17 protein-coding genes and 1 pseudogene are annotated in these 14,488 nt (G+C 61.7%); 12 read left to right on the top strand and 6 right to left on the bottom strand.

Features of this window, described 5'->3' with window-relative positions:
- Nucleotides 1–96 precede the first annotated feature (96 nt).
- Genes mbhE through mnhG form a run of 6 tightly spaced genes read left to right on the top strand, consistent with a single transcriptional unit; the run spans nucleotide 97 to nucleotide 5,843 of the window.
- Complete coding sequence (gene mbhE / locus Q8K09_RS17935; RefSeq protein ID WP_305256342.1) at nucleotides 97–2,808, top strand: hydrogen gas-evolving membrane-bound hydrogenase subunit E; 2,712 nt, start codon at nucleotides 97–99, stop codon at nucleotides 2,806–2,808.
- The gene (locus tag Q8K09_RS17930; protein WP_305256341.1) at nucleotides 2,808–3,221 is read left to right on the top strand and encodes a sodium:proton antiporter; all 414 of its coding nucleotides are present in this window, start codon (nucleotides 2,808–2,810) and stop codon (nucleotides 3,219–3,221) included. The genes mbhE and Q8K09_RS17930 overlap by 1 nt, the downstream gene beginning before the upstream one ends.
- A complete protein-coding gene (locus Q8K09_RS17925) occupies nucleotides 3,218–4,711 on the top strand; it encodes a proton-conducting transporter membrane subunit (protein WP_305256340.1) in 1,494 nt (497 codons plus the stop codon). The genes Q8K09_RS17930 and Q8K09_RS17925 overlap by 4 nt, the downstream gene beginning before the upstream one ends.
- Nucleotides 4,712–5,200 (top strand): Na+/H+ antiporter subunit E, encoded by a 489-nt coding sequence (locus Q8K09_RS17920; protein ID WP_305256339.1) that lies wholly within the window; start codon nucleotides 4,712–4,714, stop codon nucleotides 5,198–5,200.
- Complete coding sequence (locus tag Q8K09_RS17915; protein ID WP_305256338.1) at nucleotides 5,197–5,505, top strand: monovalent cation/H+ antiporter complex subunit F; 309 nt, start codon at nucleotides 5,197–5,199, stop codon at nucleotides 5,503–5,505. The genes Q8K09_RS17920 and Q8K09_RS17915 overlap by 4 nt, the downstream gene beginning before the upstream one ends.
- The gene (mnhG, locus tag Q8K09_RS17910; RefSeq protein ID WP_305256337.1) at nucleotides 5,502–5,843 is read left to right on the top strand and encodes a monovalent cation/H(+) antiporter subunit G; all 342 of its coding nucleotides are present in this window, start codon (nucleotides 5,502–5,504) and stop codon (nucleotides 5,841–5,843) included. Before Q8K09_RS17915 ends, mnhG begins: the two co-directional genes overlap by 4 nt.
- Before the next feature lie 50 nt (nucleotides 5,844–5,893).
- On the opposite strand, the gene dinG is transcribed toward mnhG, so the two are convergent.
- The gene (gene dinG / locus Q8K09_RS17905) at nucleotides 5,894–8,038 is read right to left on the bottom strand and encodes an ATP-dependent DNA helicase DinG (RefSeq protein ID WP_305256336.1); all 2,145 of its coding nucleotides are present in this window, start codon (nucleotides 8,036–8,038) and stop codon (nucleotides 5,894–5,896) included.
- A 114-nt stretch (nucleotides 8,039–8,152) separates the two neighbouring features.
- Between dinG and Q8K09_RS17900 the strand changes: the two genes are divergently transcribed.
- On the top strand, nucleotides 8,153–8,617 hold the full coding sequence (locus tag Q8K09_RS17900) for a CopD family protein (protein ID WP_305256335.1): 465 nt from the start codon (nucleotides 8,153–8,155) through the stop codon (nucleotides 8,615–8,617).
- 46 nt (nucleotides 8,618–8,663) lie between these two features.
- Here Q8K09_RS17900 and Q8K09_RS17895 read toward each other — a convergent pair whose 3' ends face one another.
- The 4 genes and pseudogenes from Q8K09_RS17895 to Q8K09_RS17880 form a co-directional block, all read right to left on the bottom strand.
- The gene (locus tag Q8K09_RS17895) at nucleotides 8,664–9,425 is read right to left on the bottom strand and encodes a collagen-like protein (RefSeq protein ID WP_305256334.1); all 762 of its coding nucleotides are present in this window, start codon (nucleotides 9,423–9,425) and stop codon (nucleotides 8,664–8,666) included.
- Complete coding sequence (locus Q8K09_RS17890) at nucleotides 9,418–9,717, bottom strand: DUF1145 domain-containing protein (protein WP_305256333.1); 300 nt, start codon at nucleotides 9,715–9,717, stop codon at nucleotides 9,418–9,420. Before Q8K09_RS17890 ends, Q8K09_RS17895 begins: the two co-directional genes overlap by 8 nt.
- 131 nt (nucleotides 9,718–9,848) lie before the next feature.
- A complete protein-coding gene (locus tag Q8K09_RS17885; protein WP_305256332.1) occupies nucleotides 9,849–10,580 on the bottom strand; it encodes an OmpA family protein in 732 nt (243 codons plus the stop codon).
- Between the two features lie 102 nt (nucleotides 10,581–10,682).
- A pseudogene (locus Q8K09_RS17880) lies at nucleotides 10,683–11,039 on the bottom strand (OmpA family protein); the annotation flags it as partial.
- A gap of 439 nt (nucleotides 11,040–11,478) precedes the next feature.
- On the opposite strand from Q8K09_RS17880, the gene Q8K09_RS17875 reads away from it, so the two are divergent.
- Both Q8K09_RS17875 and Q8K09_RS17870 read left to right on the top strand, forming a co-directional pair.
- Nucleotides 11,479–11,976, top strand: a complete 498-nt coding sequence (locus Q8K09_RS17875; RefSeq protein WP_305256331.1) for a DUF6231 family protein — start codon at nucleotides 11,479–11,481, stop codon at nucleotides 11,974–11,976.
- 5 nt (nucleotides 11,977–11,981) lie between these two features.
- Nucleotides 11,982–12,470 carry a YchJ family protein gene (locus Q8K09_RS17870; protein WP_305256330.1) on the top strand — a complete coding sequence of 163 codons (489 nt, stop codon included), beginning with the start codon at nucleotides 11,982–11,984 and terminating at the stop codon, nucleotides 12,468–12,470.
- Between the two features lie 181 nt (nucleotides 12,471–12,651).
- Here Q8K09_RS17870 and Q8K09_RS17865 read toward each other — a convergent pair whose 3' ends face one another.
- Entirely contained in the window at nucleotides 12,652–13,212 is a 561-nt protein-coding gene (locus Q8K09_RS17865) for a hypothetical protein (RefSeq protein ID WP_305256329.1), read from the bottom strand.
- Between the two features lie 112 nt (nucleotides 13,213–13,324).
- Between Q8K09_RS17865 and Q8K09_RS17860 the strand changes: the two genes are divergently transcribed.
- The 3 genes from Q8K09_RS17860 to Q8K09_RS17850 are packed head-to-tail and all read left to right on the top strand — an operon-like array spanning nucleotide 13,325 to nucleotide 14,480.
- Nucleotides 13,325–13,822 (top strand): LEA type 2 family protein, encoded by a 498-nt coding sequence (locus tag Q8K09_RS17860; protein WP_305256328.1) that lies wholly within the window; start codon nucleotides 13,325–13,327, stop codon nucleotides 13,820–13,822.
- 6 nt (nucleotides 13,823–13,828) lie between these two features.
- Entirely contained in the window at nucleotides 13,829–14,017 is a 189-nt protein-coding gene (locus Q8K09_RS17855) for an SEC-C metal-binding domain-containing protein (RefSeq protein ID WP_305256327.1), read from the top strand.
- Between the two features lie 7 nt (nucleotides 14,018–14,024).
- On the top strand, nucleotides 14,025–14,480 hold the full coding sequence (locus Q8K09_RS17850) for a DUF2489 domain-containing protein (protein ID WP_305256325.1): 456 nt from the start codon (nucleotides 14,025–14,027) through the stop codon (nucleotides 14,478–14,480).
- Nucleotides 14,481–14,488: the final 8 nt, after the last annotated feature.

The raw sequence follows: 14,488 nt of genomic DNA, 5'->3' as shown, positions 1-14,488 counted from the left end.
AGGGTTCAATTTAATTCAGCACTCAGGCACTTGCCGAGAGTGTCATTACGGGCACTGCACACAGGCCGCCACCCAAAACTGCAACAGGAGACTGCCGTGCTTTATCTGTTGGCCATCATTGCGCTGGCCGCCCTGCTGGCACCCTGGCTGACCCACCAACTGCCCCAGCGGGCCGGTTGGGTGTTGATGCTCGCGCCACTGGCGGCCTTCGCTTGGCTGGCCAGCCAGATCCCCCTGGTTGCTGGTGGCGAAGCCCTGTTCGAGACGCTCGACTGGGTGCCGGCCCTGGGCATTCAACTGAGCCTGCGCCTGGATGGCCTGTCGCTGCTGTTCGCCCTGCTGATCAGCGGCATTGGTGCACTGATCGTGCTCTATGCCGGCGCCTACCTGGCCGACCATCATCAGCTCGGGCGCTTTCACGCCTACCTGCTGCTATTCATGCTGGCAATGCTCGGCCTGGTGCTGGCCGATGACTTTATCGCCATGTTTGTGTTCTGGGAGCTGACCAGCATCACCTCCTTCCTGCTGATCAGCTTCAACCACAAGAAGGGCGAATCGCGCCGCGCGGCCCTGCAGGCCTTGCTGATTACCGGTGGCGGTGGCCTGGCCCTGCTCGCCGGGCTGATCCTGCTAGGCAGCGTCAGTGAGACCTGGCAGTTCTCCCAGCTCGATGCCAGCCAGGTGGAAGAACACGCCCTGCTGCCGGCGATCATGCTGCTGGTACTGCTCGGCTGCTTTACCAAATCGGCCCAGGTGCCGTTTCATATCTGGCTACCCAATGCGATGAACGCACCGACTCCGGTGTCCGCCTATCTGCACTCCGCGACCATGGTCAAAGCCGGCATCTACCTGCTGGCGCGCCTCAATCCGGTGCTCGGCGGCTCTGTCGGCTGGGGCACCCTGCTGATCACTTTCGGCGCGGTCACGGCGGTACTCGGCGCCTTCCTGGCCTTTCGTCAGACCGACCTGAAACGCCTGCTGGCCTACACCACGGTCACCGTACTGGGTCAGCTGACGATGCTGATCGGCACCAACACCAGCTACGGCCTACAGGCCTTCGTGCTCTATCTGGTGGCCCATTCACTGTACAAGGGCGCACTGTTTATGGCGGTCGGCGCCATTGACCATGCCACCGGCACCCGCGAGCTGTCGCGCCTGGGCGGCTTGATCCGGTTTATGCCCCTGACCGGTGCGGCGGTGGCTCTGGCGGCCTTTTCTAACGCCGGTCTGCCGCCGTTCTTCGGCTTTATTGCCAAGGAGTTCAAGTACACCGGCCTGATTGAAATGGGCTCGATCGGCTGGGCGGTGACCCTGGTGATGATCCTCACCAATGCCCTGCTGTTCGCCGCCGCCTGCCTGGTGTTTATCCACACCTTTCTCGGCCGCCAGGGCAACTACCCTAAAACGCCTCACGAGGTGTCCCTGGCTATGTGGATCGGCCCCATGCTCCTGGCCATCGGCGGCTTCCTGCTCGGAGCCTGGAATGCCTGGCCGGAAACCTGGCTGGTGAATACCGCCGTGCAGGCCGTGGCGCGCGGCACGGTTGACGTCAACCTGTACCTTTGGGGCGGCATTACCCCGGCGCTACTGGCCAGCCTGCTGACCATCGGCCTGGGCATCCTCTTCTACTGGTTGCGCGACCCGTTGCGGGCACTGATCGAACGGATCAACAGCGCCTGGAACTTCAGCGGCGATTTGCTCTGGGATCGCCTGCTCAAACGTATCTTCCTGTTTGCCGGGATGCTTGCCGCACGCTTCCAGCACGGTTCCCTGCGCCAGCATCTGCTGCTACTGGGGGTGACCATCGGCGGCCTGTTGTTGTTCAGCCTGGTGCCAGCCAGCCAGGTATTGAGCGACGCCCGCTTCTCGCCGATCTCCCCGCTCGGCGTGGCCGGCTGCCTGCTGGCCCTGGCTGGCGCAGCTGCCGCGGCCCTGCTGCCCGGTCGTCTGACTCTAGTGGCGGCACTGGGGGCTTGCGGCCTGGGGCTGGCGCTGTTCTTCGTCGCGGTCAATGCACCGGACGTGGCCATGACCCAATTGATGGTAGAAACCCTCAGCGTGATCTTCCTGGCCCTGGTGTTCCGGCGCATGCCGAGCATACCTAGCAGCGGCGCACGCAGGCCCTGGAAACGTCGCCTGCATGCTGCGGTAGCGATCCTCTTCGGTATCAGCGTGGCCGGTGCACTGATCCTCGCCGTGAGCCTGCCACTGCCGGGCAACATCGCCGACTGGTACCTGGACAACAGCCTGAGCGGCGGCCATGGGCGCAACGTAGTGAACGTAATCCTGGTGGACTTCCGCGCCTTCGACACCCTCGGCGAGATACTGGTGGTGGCCTTGTCGGCCCTGGCAGCAGCCACCTTGCTGGCCAGCGACAACCGCGCCAAGAAACCCGCAGGAGAACCCGAGTTCGCCTCACTGTTGCTCCAGCAAGGCATGCGTCCGCTGGCGGTTCTGCTGCTAGCCGTCGCGCTGTTACTGCTGTGGCGCGGCCACAATCTGCCTGGCGGTGGTTTTATCGGCGGACTGGTCGCCGCCTGTGGCATGACGCTACTGCTGCTGACCTTCGGCAACAGCGCACACCGATACGCCATCAGCTCGAGCAGCCTGATCGGCCTGGGACTGGGCTGTGCAGCAGGAGCCGGGGTACTCGGCTTGCTCGCCGGCAAAGCGTTTTTGAGTGGGCTGTGGTGGTTCCCCGCGGGGCTCCCCCTGGGCAGCCCATTGCTATTCGATGTGGGGGTCTTTCTGACGGTATTCGGTGCTGCAATGCATATGCTCAAACAACTGACAGGAGCACAACGCTGATGGAATGGATAGCCGCGCTGACCACTGGCGGTATGGCTGGCTTCGGCCTGTGGATGCTCCTCGACCGTAACCTCAAGCGCGTGGTGCTGGGGGTGGCGGTGCTGGGCAATGCGATCAACCTTGGCGTCATCACCGCTGGGCGCTTTGGTGGGCAAGCGGCATTCGTTAGCGCAGACGGCACAACCGCCGAACTGGCCAACCCCTTGCCGCAAGCCCTGGTGCTAACCGCCATCGTGATCGGCTTCAGCCTGTTTATCTTCGCCCTCGCGCTGCTCAAGCGCACCCGCGAACTGCATGGTGATAACTCGACCGACTCGATCAGCTCGGTCACCGAACAGCCGGCGCCGGACTGGCCTGCCAGTGAACACGAGAACGCGAAAATCGCCAGCGAACATGCGGAGCCCCGTTCATGAGTGCACTGCTGGTCGGGCCGGTATTGCTGCCACTGTTTACCCTGGTGCTGTGCCTGCTGCTGCGCAGGCACCCGCGCTTGCTCAAACTGGTCAGCCTGAGCGGTTCGACGCTGCTCTTGGTCTTGGGCATGGGCTTGGTCTGGCTAGCCGCCGGCGATACCGTGTTGAGCGGGCAAATGGGCGACTGGCAAGCCCCATACGGCATCAGCCTGGTGATCGACCGCCTGTCCGCGGCGATGATTGCGATCAGCGCGCTGATCGGCCTGGCCACCCTGGTCTATGGCATCAGCCGCGACAGCGACCAACACTTGAGTGGCGACTTCCACCTGTTCGTGCATGGCCTGCTGACTGGCATCGGCGGGGCCTTTATCACCGCCGATATCTTCAACCTGTATGTCTGGTTCGAAGTGCTGTTGATTGCCTCTTTCGCCCTGATGGCCCTGGGCGGCGGCAAACGCCGACTGTCCGGCTGCATGACCTATGTGATCCTCAACCTGTTCGCCACCCTGCTGTTTCTCCTGGCGGCGGGGATGATCTATGGCTCCAGCGGCACCCTCAACATGGGCCAACTGGCATTGCTGGTAAGGTCCGGCGAAGCGCCGCCAGGCACCACCCCGGCCTTGCTGCTGATGCTCCTGTCGTTCTCGATCAAGGCGGCGCTGTTCCCGGTGTTTGGCTGGTTGCCGGCCACCTACCACGTGGCCTTCACTGCGGTGTCGGCGATGTTTGCCGGGCTGCTGACCAAGGTCGGGGTGTATGCGCTGATCCGCCTGGTGACCCTGATCTGGCCCGACTACGGACTGGTTCACGAGGTGCTGTTGTGGGTCGCCTGCGCCACCATGCTGGTGGGCGTGCTCGGTGCGGCGGCGCAAACCGAGATACGGCGAATCCTCTCGTTTCATATCGTCAGTCAGGTCGGTTATATGATTCTCGGCCTGGCCCTGGCCACCCCGCTGGCCCTGACCGGGGCGGTGTTCTACCTGATCCACCATATTGTGGTGAAGGCCAACCTGTTCTTCATCGGCGGTCTGGCCGCACGCATCTGCGGCTCCGAACGCCTGGCTGCCATGGGTGGCCTGTATGCGCGCTGGCCCTGGCTGGCCCTGCTATTCGCCATTCCGGCGCTGTCCCTCGCCGGCATTCCGCCACTGTCAGGGTTCTGGGCCAAGTTCCTGCTGGTCAAGGCCAGCCTGGACAGCGCCGCCTGGTGGGCCGCCGGCATCGCCCTGCTGACCGGGGTGTTTACCCTGCTGTCGATGAACAAGATCTGGAACGAGGCCTTTCTCAAGACCCATCCGCAGGGCGACGACAGCCTGCAGAGCGCCATCGGCCTGCGTTCGGCCTGGTGGAGCATCAGCGCCCTGGCCTTGCTCACCGTCGCCATCGGCTTGGCGGCCGGCCCGGTGATCGACTACGCCAGCGCCGCCGCCGCGCAACTGGCCGACCCTCAGGCTTATTTCCAAGGCTTTGCCCCGCCAGGAGGCAACTGAATGCTCCTACTGCACCTGTTGCTCAGCCTGACCCTGGCCGCACTCGCCGGGCATCTGCATGGCTGGGGCGCGCTGGGCGCCTTCGCCCTGCTCTACCTGCTGTGCAAACTGGCATGGCCCAGCGTCAGACTGCGCCAGTACGCTCGCCGGGTAGAGCTGGGTAGTCGCTTCATCCCCTGGTTTATCGGCCAGGTATTGCTCGCCAGCCTGCAAGTGGCCAGGCTGGTGCTGGCGCGACGCGTCGCAGTCGAACCGGCGATAGTTGCCGTGCGCCTGCGCAACCAAGACGCGAACATGGTGACCCTGATTGGCTGCTTGCTGACCCTGACCCCTGGCACCCTGGCCTTGGACTATCGAGCAGCCGATGGCACCCTGTTTATCCACGCCCTCGATGCGCGCCAGCAGATGGAGGTGGAAAGCATGGTCCGCGACCTGGAAAGCCGCCTGCTGCAATGGCTTGCACCCACTGCAAGCGGAGAACGCACATGACTGTCGAACTGGCGGGCGCCTTCTGGGTGCTGCCCCTGGCTGCCACGCTGCTAGGGCTAAGCGGCCTGTTGATCCTCTACCGCCTGCTGCGTGGCCCAAGCCGTCCGGATCGCGCGGTGGCCATTGATGCCCTGACCCTGCTAGCTGTCGCCGCCATGGCCCTCAGTGCACTATTCAGCGCCCAGGCGGCCTTGGTCGATGTCGCCATATTGCTGGCTCTGGTGTCCTTCCTCGGCACCGCGGCTTTTGCCTTTCTGTTTCGCGAGGCCCCTCAGACGAAGCCCCATGACAAGGAGCCCAAATGACCTCCCCACTTTTGGCCTGGCTGGCCTCGTTTCTAGTACTCGCCGGTGCGCTGGTTTCCCTGCTCGGGGCCATAGGCGTAGTGCGCCTGCCGGACAGTTACAGCCGCATGCATGCGGCGAGCAAAACCGGGCTGTTGGGCGCGACACTGATATTGGCAGGCGTCGCTGCGGCGAGTAATGCCGAGGTCGCCCTGGAAGTCCTGCTGGGTGTGCTGGTGCTGCTGGCCAGTGCTCCGCTGGCCGCCCATGTGCTGTCACGAGCCGCCTACCGGGCAGGCATCAAGCCGCAGTGCGGTAGCCTGGGCGATGCCCTGCAGCAGGATCGGGATAAGGACTGAGTTTTTGCAAACAGGTAGGAGCCAGCTTGCTGGCGATCTTCAACGGATCGCTAGTCGATCTCGCGGCGAAAGGGTGGCAGCGCATTAAGAATCGCCTTGCCGTAACGCTGGGTGACCACCCGACGATCGAGCAAGGTGATGGTGCCGCGGTCTTCTTCGGTACGCAGCAAACGCCCGCAGGCCTGAACCAGGCGCAACGACGCGTCGGGCACGGCGATTTCCATAAACGGGTTACCACCACGCGCCTCGATCCACTCGGCCAACGCCGCCTCCACCGGATCATCCGGCACCGCAAAGGGAATCTTGGCGATCACCACATGCTCACAATAGGCGCCCGGCAGGTCGACGCCTTCGGCGAAACTGGCCAAGCCGAACAGCACGCTGTCTTCACCGCTATCGACTCGCGCCTTGTGCTTGTTGAGGGTTTCCTGCTTGGACAAGTTGCCCTGGATAAACACCCGCTTACGCCAATCGCGCTCCAACCCCTCGAACACGTCCTGCATCTGCTTGCGCGAGGAGAACAACACCAGCGTACCGCGGGAGCCTTCCACCAGAGCAGGCAGATCGCGGATGATCGCCGCCGTATGTGCCACCGCATCGCGCGGATCGGCATTCAGGTTCGGCACCCGTAAAACACCGGCATCGGCATGATGAAAAGGACTCGGCACCACCGAGGTAACTGCCACCTTGGGCAAGCCCGCACGCATTCGATAGCGGTCGAAGGTGCCAAGCGCGGTCAGGGTGGCCGAGGTCACCAGGGCGCCGTAGGCCACGTTCCACAAGTTGCGGCGCAAGGTTTCGGCGGCAAGGATCGGGCTGGCATTGACCTCGATATCGAACAACGCGCCGCTGTCAGCCAAGGTCAGCCAGCGCGCCATGGGCGGGCTGTCTTCGGGATCTTCGGTGGTGAAGGCCAGCCACAGTTCCCAGCTGCCATGGGCACGCGCCAGCAGGCTGCCAAACAGCGGGTACCACTCCTCGGCCTGGTGACTGGCAATGCCGATAGTGGCCTCGCCATCCATGGCCTCCTTGAGTTTTTCGGTAACCCCGGTGAACAAGTCGTTGAGCTTGGAGAAGCCCTTCTTCAACTCCACGCCTAGCTCGATCAGGTGAGGCGGTACCAGACCACCGACAAAGCGGTGGCGCGGTCGTTCGCGACCCTGCATGTCTTCGCCGGGCTTGAATTCGGCCACCTGCTCGCACGCGGCGAACATAAATTGCTGCTGGGTCTTGATCTCCCGCGCCAGCTCTGGAACCTGCTCGATCAAGCGCCCAAGATCACCGGGCAGTGGATGCTGGGCGAGTAGTTTGCTGAGGTTCTTGGCGGTCTGCTCCAGCCAATCGGCGGTCGAACGCAAGCGGGTGAAGTGGGCAAAGTGACCGATGGCCTTGTCCGGCAGGTGGTGCCCCTCGTCAAACACGTAGAGCGTTTCGCGCGGGTCAGGCAACACCGCGCCGCCGCCAAGCGCCAGGTCAGCCAGCACCATGTCGTGGTTGGTGACAATCACATCGACCTTACTCATGCCCTCGCGGGCCTTGTAGAAGGCGCACTGCTGAAAGTTCGGGCAATGCCTGCTGGTGCACTGGCTGTGGTCGGTGGTCAATTGCGACCAGCGCGTGTCCTCCAGCTCTTCGGGCCAGCTGTCGCGATCGCCATCCCATTTGTTACCGGCGAGTTTTTCCATCATGGCGACGAACAGCTTCTGACTCTGCTCGTCGACGTCGATCCTGAAGCCTTCATCCTCGAACAACTGCGCAGTGGCGCTTTGCGCATGACCCTCCTGCAACAGCATGTCGAGCTTGGACAGACACAGGTAGCGCCCTCGCCCCTTGGCCAGGGCGAAGCTGAAACTGAGACCACTGTTGCGCATCAGATCAGGCAGATCCTTGTGTACGATCTGCTCCTGCAGCGCCACTGTCGCAGTGGCAATGACCAGGCGCTTGCCAGCCGCTTTGGCGACCGGGATCGCCGCCATGCAGTAGGCCACCGTTTTTCCGGTTCCGGTACCAGCCTCGACCGCTACCACGGCAGGTTCACCGTCGCGCCGACCTTCCCCGTCGACCTTGATCGCCCCCAGCACCTTGGCGATATCGGCGATCATCAGCCGTTGGCCATAGCGGGGCTTGAGCGATTTGGCTTCGAGGAAACGCGTGTACGCGCCCTGAATCTGGGACTTGAGTTCGGTACTGAGCATGGGATCTGGACGTGGTCTACGGGCGAAAAGGCTGGATAAATTTTCAGTGTCTGGCAACGACCGCTATCATAGCGCGCTAATCGATAATGCGCAGAACCCGGACCGGAGTTTTACATGACACCTTACGCTGTGACCTACGCACTGCATCTGCTCGCCGCACTGATCTGGGTTGGCGGTATGTTCTTCGCCTGGATGATCCTGCGCCCCGCTGCGGTCAGCACCCTCGAGGCACCTGCTCGCTTGAAACTGTGGCTCGAGGTCTTTCAGCGTTTCTTCTACTGGGTCTGGGCGGCCGTGATAGTGCTGCCGATTACCGGCGTGGGCATGCTCCACCTGGGTTTTTCCGGCTTCGAGACGGCGCCACGTTACGTACACATCATGATTGGTCTGTATTTAGTCATGCTTGCGCTGTTTATCCGCGTGCAGGCGCTGCAGCTGCCTGAACTACGTCGCGCAGTGGCGGGCGAAGACTGGCCGAACGGCGGTGCAGTACTCGGACGTATTCGCCGCTTGGTGGGCCTCAACCTGATTCTGGGCCTGGTAGTGACCAGCATCGCTGCAGCCCGCCCGGGCTTTTGAGCGAGGCTCAGGTGCGCACAGCACCCCTGAGCCTATAACCGCTTATCTAAAACCGCACTATGTCCAGATTGCCGGCCGGCCCCGCAACGCCGGCCTGACCAGCCTGGCCGGGGCGTCCACCGCGAGCATGCTGCGTGCTGTACAGCCAGCAGCCCTTGCTCGCGCCACCAGCCCCTGCACCACCTCCGTTGCCAGCGGCACCACCAGCACCGCCGTCAAGGAGCACTTGCAAGCGCTCCAGTGGAAAGTCCCCCGGGACTTCCAGGCGAACCTGACCACCTACGGCTCCAGCCTGGCCATCACCTCCGTTTAGCCCATCATGACCGCGACTGGCCTGGCCCCAGGTGCAGCCACCCGGCTTGCCATCCGCGCCATCCAGACCAACATAACCTGGCGTCCCCATGCCGCCACGGGCATCGACCAGTAACGCCGGAGCCAACACATCGACCAGGCGTATGGTAAGTGAACGCCCTGGCAATGCGGGTTGCACAAACGAACCTGGGCTGCCGCGCACGCTGATCTGTGCACCGGCAGCGATCTCGCCGCTCAGCACCTCCAGACGAAAAGCCTGCTGGCCAGGCGCGACAGCGATGCGCGCATCACGGCCCAGGCGCAAGTCGGCGACATGCATCTCGGTAAGCCCGGCAGGAATCAGCAGCGTGCCATGATCTGCCACGTGCAAACGCTCCACCCGCAACACGCTGCTGGTCGCCGGCAAGCGCAGCAAGGCATGCGACTGCACATCGATCAGGTTCTGCGCCAGCGCCATCGGGCTGACCAGTGCAGCCAAGAGCAACACGTTACGCATGCTCAACCTCCAACGGCACTGCAGCGTCGCCCACCGACTGCCCGGCCGTCAGTGCCTGCAGGTGGAAAATGCCAAACAGCAGAATTTGCACGCGCGCCAAACCAGGCTGCGTGTGCCCGCTCAGGCGATCATTGAACACCAACAACTCCAGCACATGGATCATGACCAGCGCAGCGCCCGCGAGAGTCAGCAGCATTGCGAAAGGCTGCGCGAATGGCTCAAGCAGATTGGCCAACACCACGCCCCAAAATAACGCAGTCAGTACTTTGCCCAGCCCCAACAAAAGTCTCATGTCCGCCCCTGCAGTTTTTTTGCTCCGCCGCACCTTAACCGCTTTGCGCCAGGCTAGCAAAAACTGCAGAGACCTCCCGCCCCGCCAGATACCTGGCCGATCAACGACCGGCCCGCATCAGATGAGGCAGCCTACGGCAGCGTTTCAACCGCAGCCTCGACCCTTCGATTGATAGCGCGCCCAGACTCCGTAGCGTTATCGGCAACCGGGCGTAATTCACCGTAACCGACAGCCGTCACCCGGCTGGTCTCAACCCCATGTTGTTCGACCAGCACGTCACGCACGGCACTGGCGCGCCGTTCGGACAAACCTTGGTTATAGGCCTCGGAGCCAACGGAGTCGGTATGCCCCTCGACAGCTGTGCTGGTCTGCGGGTACTGCTTCATGAAGTCAGCGAGGCTTTTGATGTCGGCATGACTGCCCGCCTTGACTACCGACTTGTCGAAGTCGAACTTCACGTCCAGCTCAACTCGAACCGGCACTGCAGGCTCATCGGGCGCCATCACTTGCGATGGGCTCGCATACTCGGGGAATGGACAGCCATTGTGGCGCACCTGAGTATTGGGCGGTGTATCCGGGCAACGGTCGCGACGATCGAACACGCCATCGCCATCCAAGTCACCGTCTTGGGCATAGCACAGAATACCGCCTATGACCGCGCCGGCCACGGCACCACCTGCTGCCCAAGCTGAACTTTCGATTGCGCCCAGGCCACCCCCGGCCAAGCCTCCAATCGCACTGCATAAGGGCCAGTTCCCCTGGTTGAGCGCCGCATCTCCCGTACTGGAAGTCGTGACGCAACCGGATAGAACACTGCTGGCCACGAGAAGGGGGCAAGCAACTCTAAAGAGTCTGATTCTCATGGCGAATCTCCTGTATTACCGGCGTGTTGCCAGTAATACAGGAGTTAAGTCGCACCCTCTGGAGAGTACAAGCGCGCCCCCAGCGAGAGCGCGTGATTATAGTTAAGGCCGCGCCTCGACTTCAGCCTCGACTCGACGGTTGATTGCGCGCCCGGCGTCAGTCGCGTTGTCAGCAACCGGGCGGGTTTCGCCATAGCCTACCGAGTTGACGCGACTACTATTCACACCATACTGGTTGACCAGCACATCGCGAACAGCGTTGGCACGACGCTCGGAAAGCCCCTGATTGTAAGTGTCGGTACCGATGGAGTCGGTATGCCCTTCCACCACGGTAGTGGTTTGCGGGTACTGCGCCATGAAGTCAGCAAGGTTTTTGATATCGGCAAAACTGCCTTCCTTGACTTGAGCCTTGTCGAAATCAAACTTCACATCCAGCTCGACACGCACAGCTTCAGCGACTGGCTCAGGCATGGGCGTCTCTTCGACCATAACCTCCTCGACCATCACCAGCTCTTCGCCTGCGGCACCATGCACCCAGCAATAGGCTGCGGCCATACCGGCACCGACCAAGGCACCACCACCTGCCCACGTCGAACTCTCAATCGCGCCCAGTGCCGCACCGCCCACACCACCGATTGCCGCGCACGTCGGCCAATCGGTTTTCTGCAGGCCAGCGCAACCCGTCAAGAAGCTGGTCGTTAAAATCAGGGGTACGGCTTTCCTTATGATGCTCATGTGCTTGTCTCCAGTAAGAATCGGACCAAAACCGATACGTATGGAGTAAAGACTCCCGTTTTAGAATCCGCCAGGCATGATTTACATACGCAACAACAATATTAGGTTCTAGGCCTTCACCCGGCGACACGGTAGTCTTTTCACAATTGATCGAGGATTATCGATGACCGAGAGCACTTCTTCACGTACGCCACAGCAAGCGCTGGCCGCTTTACTGGAGCGTTACGCACCAAGCCGCCTGCTATTAATAGGTGCCAATGCACTGCCTGCGCTGGCTGCTTTTCAGGCCGCGCACCCCGACTGTCAGGTTGCACACGCGGCTGCCGGCGCCCTGCCAGCCGAGCTGGCAGCGCAACGATTTGACCTGGCGCTAGTCATCGACTGCCTTGAGCATCTGCCCAAGCGCACCGCTCTGGAGCTTCTCGGCGGCATCCGCAACCTTAATGCCAGCCGCATGGCCGTACTGGTCGACCTGCAGGCCTGCGCCTGGCAGGACACCGACTTCTTTGCCTTGGCGCTGCAGGCCAGTGAGCGTTTTCAGCGCGGCGAACAGACCCTGAGCCTGTTCACCTACGACTTGCTCGACTACAAACAGGTCCCCGACTGGCTGAATGCCAAGTTTTGGGCCAACCCGGAAAACTTCGGCAAATACTGGTGGTAGGCCACATGACGACAGCCAATGGCGATCCTCTGCCAAGCTGCCCTTGCGGCAGTGGCAGCTCACTCGACGAGTGCTGCGGTCGCTACCATGCCGGGCTGCCAGCACCGAGCGCCGAGGGGCTGATGCGTTCGCGCTACAGCGCCTATGTACTGGGGCTGGTCGACTATTTGCTGGCGACCACCCTGGCGGCACAACAAACAGGTCTGGATCGCGCCGCCATCAGCGCCTGGAGCCTGCAGAGCACCTGGCTTGGCCTGGAAGTCGAAAGCAGTGAAGTGTTCGGCGGCCAGCCGGAACATGCGTTCGTGACCTTTACCGCCCGCTGGCATGATGACGGTGGCGAACATGCTCACCGTGAACGCTCCGCCTTCGTCCAGCACCAAGGCCATTGGTTCTTCATCGACCCTACGGTCGCGCTGCAGGTCGGGCGCAATGACCCATGCCCGTGTGCCAGCGGGCAGAAATTCAAGAAATGCTGCGCGGGCTTTGTCTGAAACGACGAACACCAAATCCCTTTGCGCGGCGCCCTCGCTTGCTGCACGCAGGGTGCGCAGGGCGAGGAGAATCCACCAGCTTTCCCGCGGATTTCATCCAGGCTACAAAAAGCTGCTCACCCACCGACAGCTAACAGTCTGCGCGACTGCCGCCGCGAGAAGGACAATCTCCAGACCCGAGCTATTCCTGTAATTTCAGATGGGATATATCCGGCGGCGGCGCAGCTGGCACGGCCTTGATCTCACCCATGTCGCTGCCGGCAGGTGCCAGACTGAATTGCGACAGATCGAGCGGCGGCGCTTGCGCTACGGGCTGTTCATCCTGCAGGTCGTCGCCTAGTGGCGCAATGGCAAAGTCCGGTGCATCAACGTCAGAAAACGCCGCCATGTATTCATCCCGAGGCAGCACCTTGAGCCGCCGGCCACCCATCGCGGGCGTACTCGCCGCAGACACAAAATCAGACTCGGGCTCGGCCGCAGGCGGCGGCGCCAGTTCGATTTCCTCGATATCATCCACGATGCTCCGCACCTCGACCAGAGCACCGGCGCGCAACAGGATGCTGCGATATTTTTCCGCCCCGGCTTCATCCAGGTTGTTCTTGATCACCATTCGCCGCCCGGAGAACAGCAAGGCAATCCGCGTGGCATCAGCCTGAAACAACTTGGCCAGATTGGCTTTGACTGCGTCCAGCTGCGCCCCTGGCGCCAACTGGCCGGCAAAGGCGATCTCGTAACGAGGCATGGTCACACTCCTGTCCTATTAAGCGTTCAGTATGGCGCAGGTTTTTTTACCCTCACAACACGTTGCAGCCAAGCACGTGCTTGTTACACTGACGCGTCCTTTGGAGTATGAAATGTTTTCCCAGGCGCTAACTATAAAAACTCTCAGCCTACTGATTTTTTTCGGCCTGCTTTGCGGGCTCGGCGGATGTTCCACATGGACCAGCGGGGGATTCAAGGATCCCGATGTCCGCCTGGTCAAAGTGGAAGTCGTCAGGGCCAAGTTATTGGAGCAGCAGTTCGTCCTGCGTTTTCGCATCGACAACCCCAACAGCATGAGCCTGCCGGTTCGCGGCCTGGATTACCGCGTACACCTTAATGAGGTTAAGCTGGCAGAAGGCCAATCCGACACCTGGTTCACGGTTCCAGCCTATGGCCATCACGTGTTTGATGTGCCCGTGCGCACCAACCTTTGGCGACACCTACGGCAAATCGTCAAATTACTGGAACGGCCTGAAGAACCTATCCGCTATCGCCTTGAAGGCCAGGTAAAAACTGGTTTGTTGTTCGGCCGTAGCGTGCACATGTCGCGTAATGGCGAGATAATCCCCGGCGATTTCATTCCTGAGTAAATACATATGAACCAGCACGCCCACGCAAACGGCTCCGACGGCCACCACACCGAGCATGATCACGACCACGTGCATGGCCCGGACTGCAACCACGCTCACCAAGAGCCGGTGCGCAACACGCTGAAGGACATTGGTCGCAACGACCCTTGCCCATGCGGCAGCCAGAAGAAATTCAAAAAATGTCACGGCGTTTGATGTGCCTGTGACTACGTTTAATCTTCTGCTTCTACTCGCCAGCGCCCTGGTGGTGACGGCCCTTGCACTGTACGCCCTGCTCCTGTGGCGCCGCGTCTGGGCGCAACGGCGCAACCTGGCGCAGGCTGAACTACTGCGGAGTGAGCGCCTGGCCGGTGATTTGCAAATGCTCGCCGGCAGCCTGCTCGAAGGCCAGTTGCCACTGATCGAGGGCGCGATCAGGATCAAGGTGCTACTGGATAATTACGACACCCTGCTCAGCCAGGATTCCCGCTGCCAGGTATTTCACCTCTTGTTCGAAGCCACCGCCCAGGTACCTACCCACGCCCACTGGAAAGCTCTGGAACAGGCCGAGCGGCGCCAGCATGAAAAGCATTTCAATGAACTGGAACTGCAGCACAAGTCTGCCGCTCGCACAGCTGCACGCTGGCTGCTCGAAGAAGGCCTGAAACAACCTTCCTGAGCCTAGTG

This window comes from Pseudomonas sp., assembly GCF_030683065.1.
Lineage (GTDB): Bacteria > Pseudomonadota > Gammaproteobacteria > Pseudomonadales > Pseudomonadaceae > Aquipseudomonas.
This window is presented reverse-complemented; position numbering and strand designations above follow the sequence as displayed.

Bases quoted from the DNA above. Each gene is read 5' to 3' on its own strand.
- Q8K09_RS17920 (WP_305256339.1), top strand. From the start codon at position 4,712: ATGCTCCTACTGCACCTGTTGCTCAGCCTGACCCTGGCCGCACTCGCC.
- Q8K09_RS17885 (WP_305256332.1), bottom strand. From the start codon at position 10,580: ATGAGAATCAGACTCTTTAGAGTTGCTTGCCCCCTTCTCGTGGCCAGC.
- Q8K09_RS17860 (WP_305256328.1), top strand. From the start codon at position 13,325: ATGTTTTCCCAGGCGCTAACTATAAAAACTCTCAGCCTACTGATTTTT.
- Q8K09_RS17865 (WP_305256329.1), bottom strand. From the start codon at position 13,212: ATGCCTCGTTACGAGATCGCCTTTGCCGGCCAGTTGGCGCCAGGGGCG.
- mnhG (WP_305256337.1), top strand. From the start codon at position 5,502: ATGACCTCCCCACTTTTGGCCTGGCTGGCCTCGTTTCTAGTACTCGCC.
- Q8K09_RS17890 (WP_305256333.1), bottom strand. From the start codon at position 9,717: ATGAGACTTTTGTTGGGGCTGGGCAAAGTACTGACTGCGTTATTTTGG.
- Q8K09_RS17915 (WP_305256338.1), top strand. From the start codon at position 5,197: ATGACTGTCGAACTGGCGGGCGCCTTCTGGGTGCTGCCCCTGGCTGCC.
- Q8K09_RS17930 (WP_305256341.1), top strand. From the start codon at position 2,808: ATGGAATGGATAGCCGCGCTGACCACTGGCGGTATGGCTGGCTTCGGC.
- Q8K09_RS17870 (WP_305256330.1), top strand. From the start codon at position 11,982: ATGACGACAGCCAATGGCGATCCTCTGCCAAGCTGCCCTTGCGGCAGT.
- Q8K09_RS17925 (WP_305256340.1), top strand. From the start codon at position 3,218: ATGAGTGCACTGCTGGTCGGGCCGGTATTGCTGCCACTGTTTACCCTG.
- Q8K09_RS17875 (WP_305256331.1), top strand. From the start codon at position 11,479: ATGACCGAGAGCACTTCTTCACGTACGCCACAGCAAGCGCTGGCCGCT.
- Q8K09_RS17895 (WP_305256334.1), bottom strand. From the start codon at position 9,425: ATGCGTAACGTGTTGCTCTTGGCTGCACTGGTCAGCCCGATGGCGCTG.
- Q8K09_RS17855 (WP_305256327.1), top strand. From the start codon at position 13,829: ATGAACCAGCACGCCCACGCAAACGGCTCCGACGGCCACCACACCGAG.
- Q8K09_RS17900 (WP_305256335.1), top strand. From the start codon at position 8,153: ATGACACCTTACGCTGTGACCTACGCACTGCATCTGCTCGCCGCACTG.
- dinG (WP_305256336.1), bottom strand. From the start codon at position 8,038: ATGCTCAGTACCGAACTCAAGTCCCAGATTCAGGGCGCGTACACGCGT.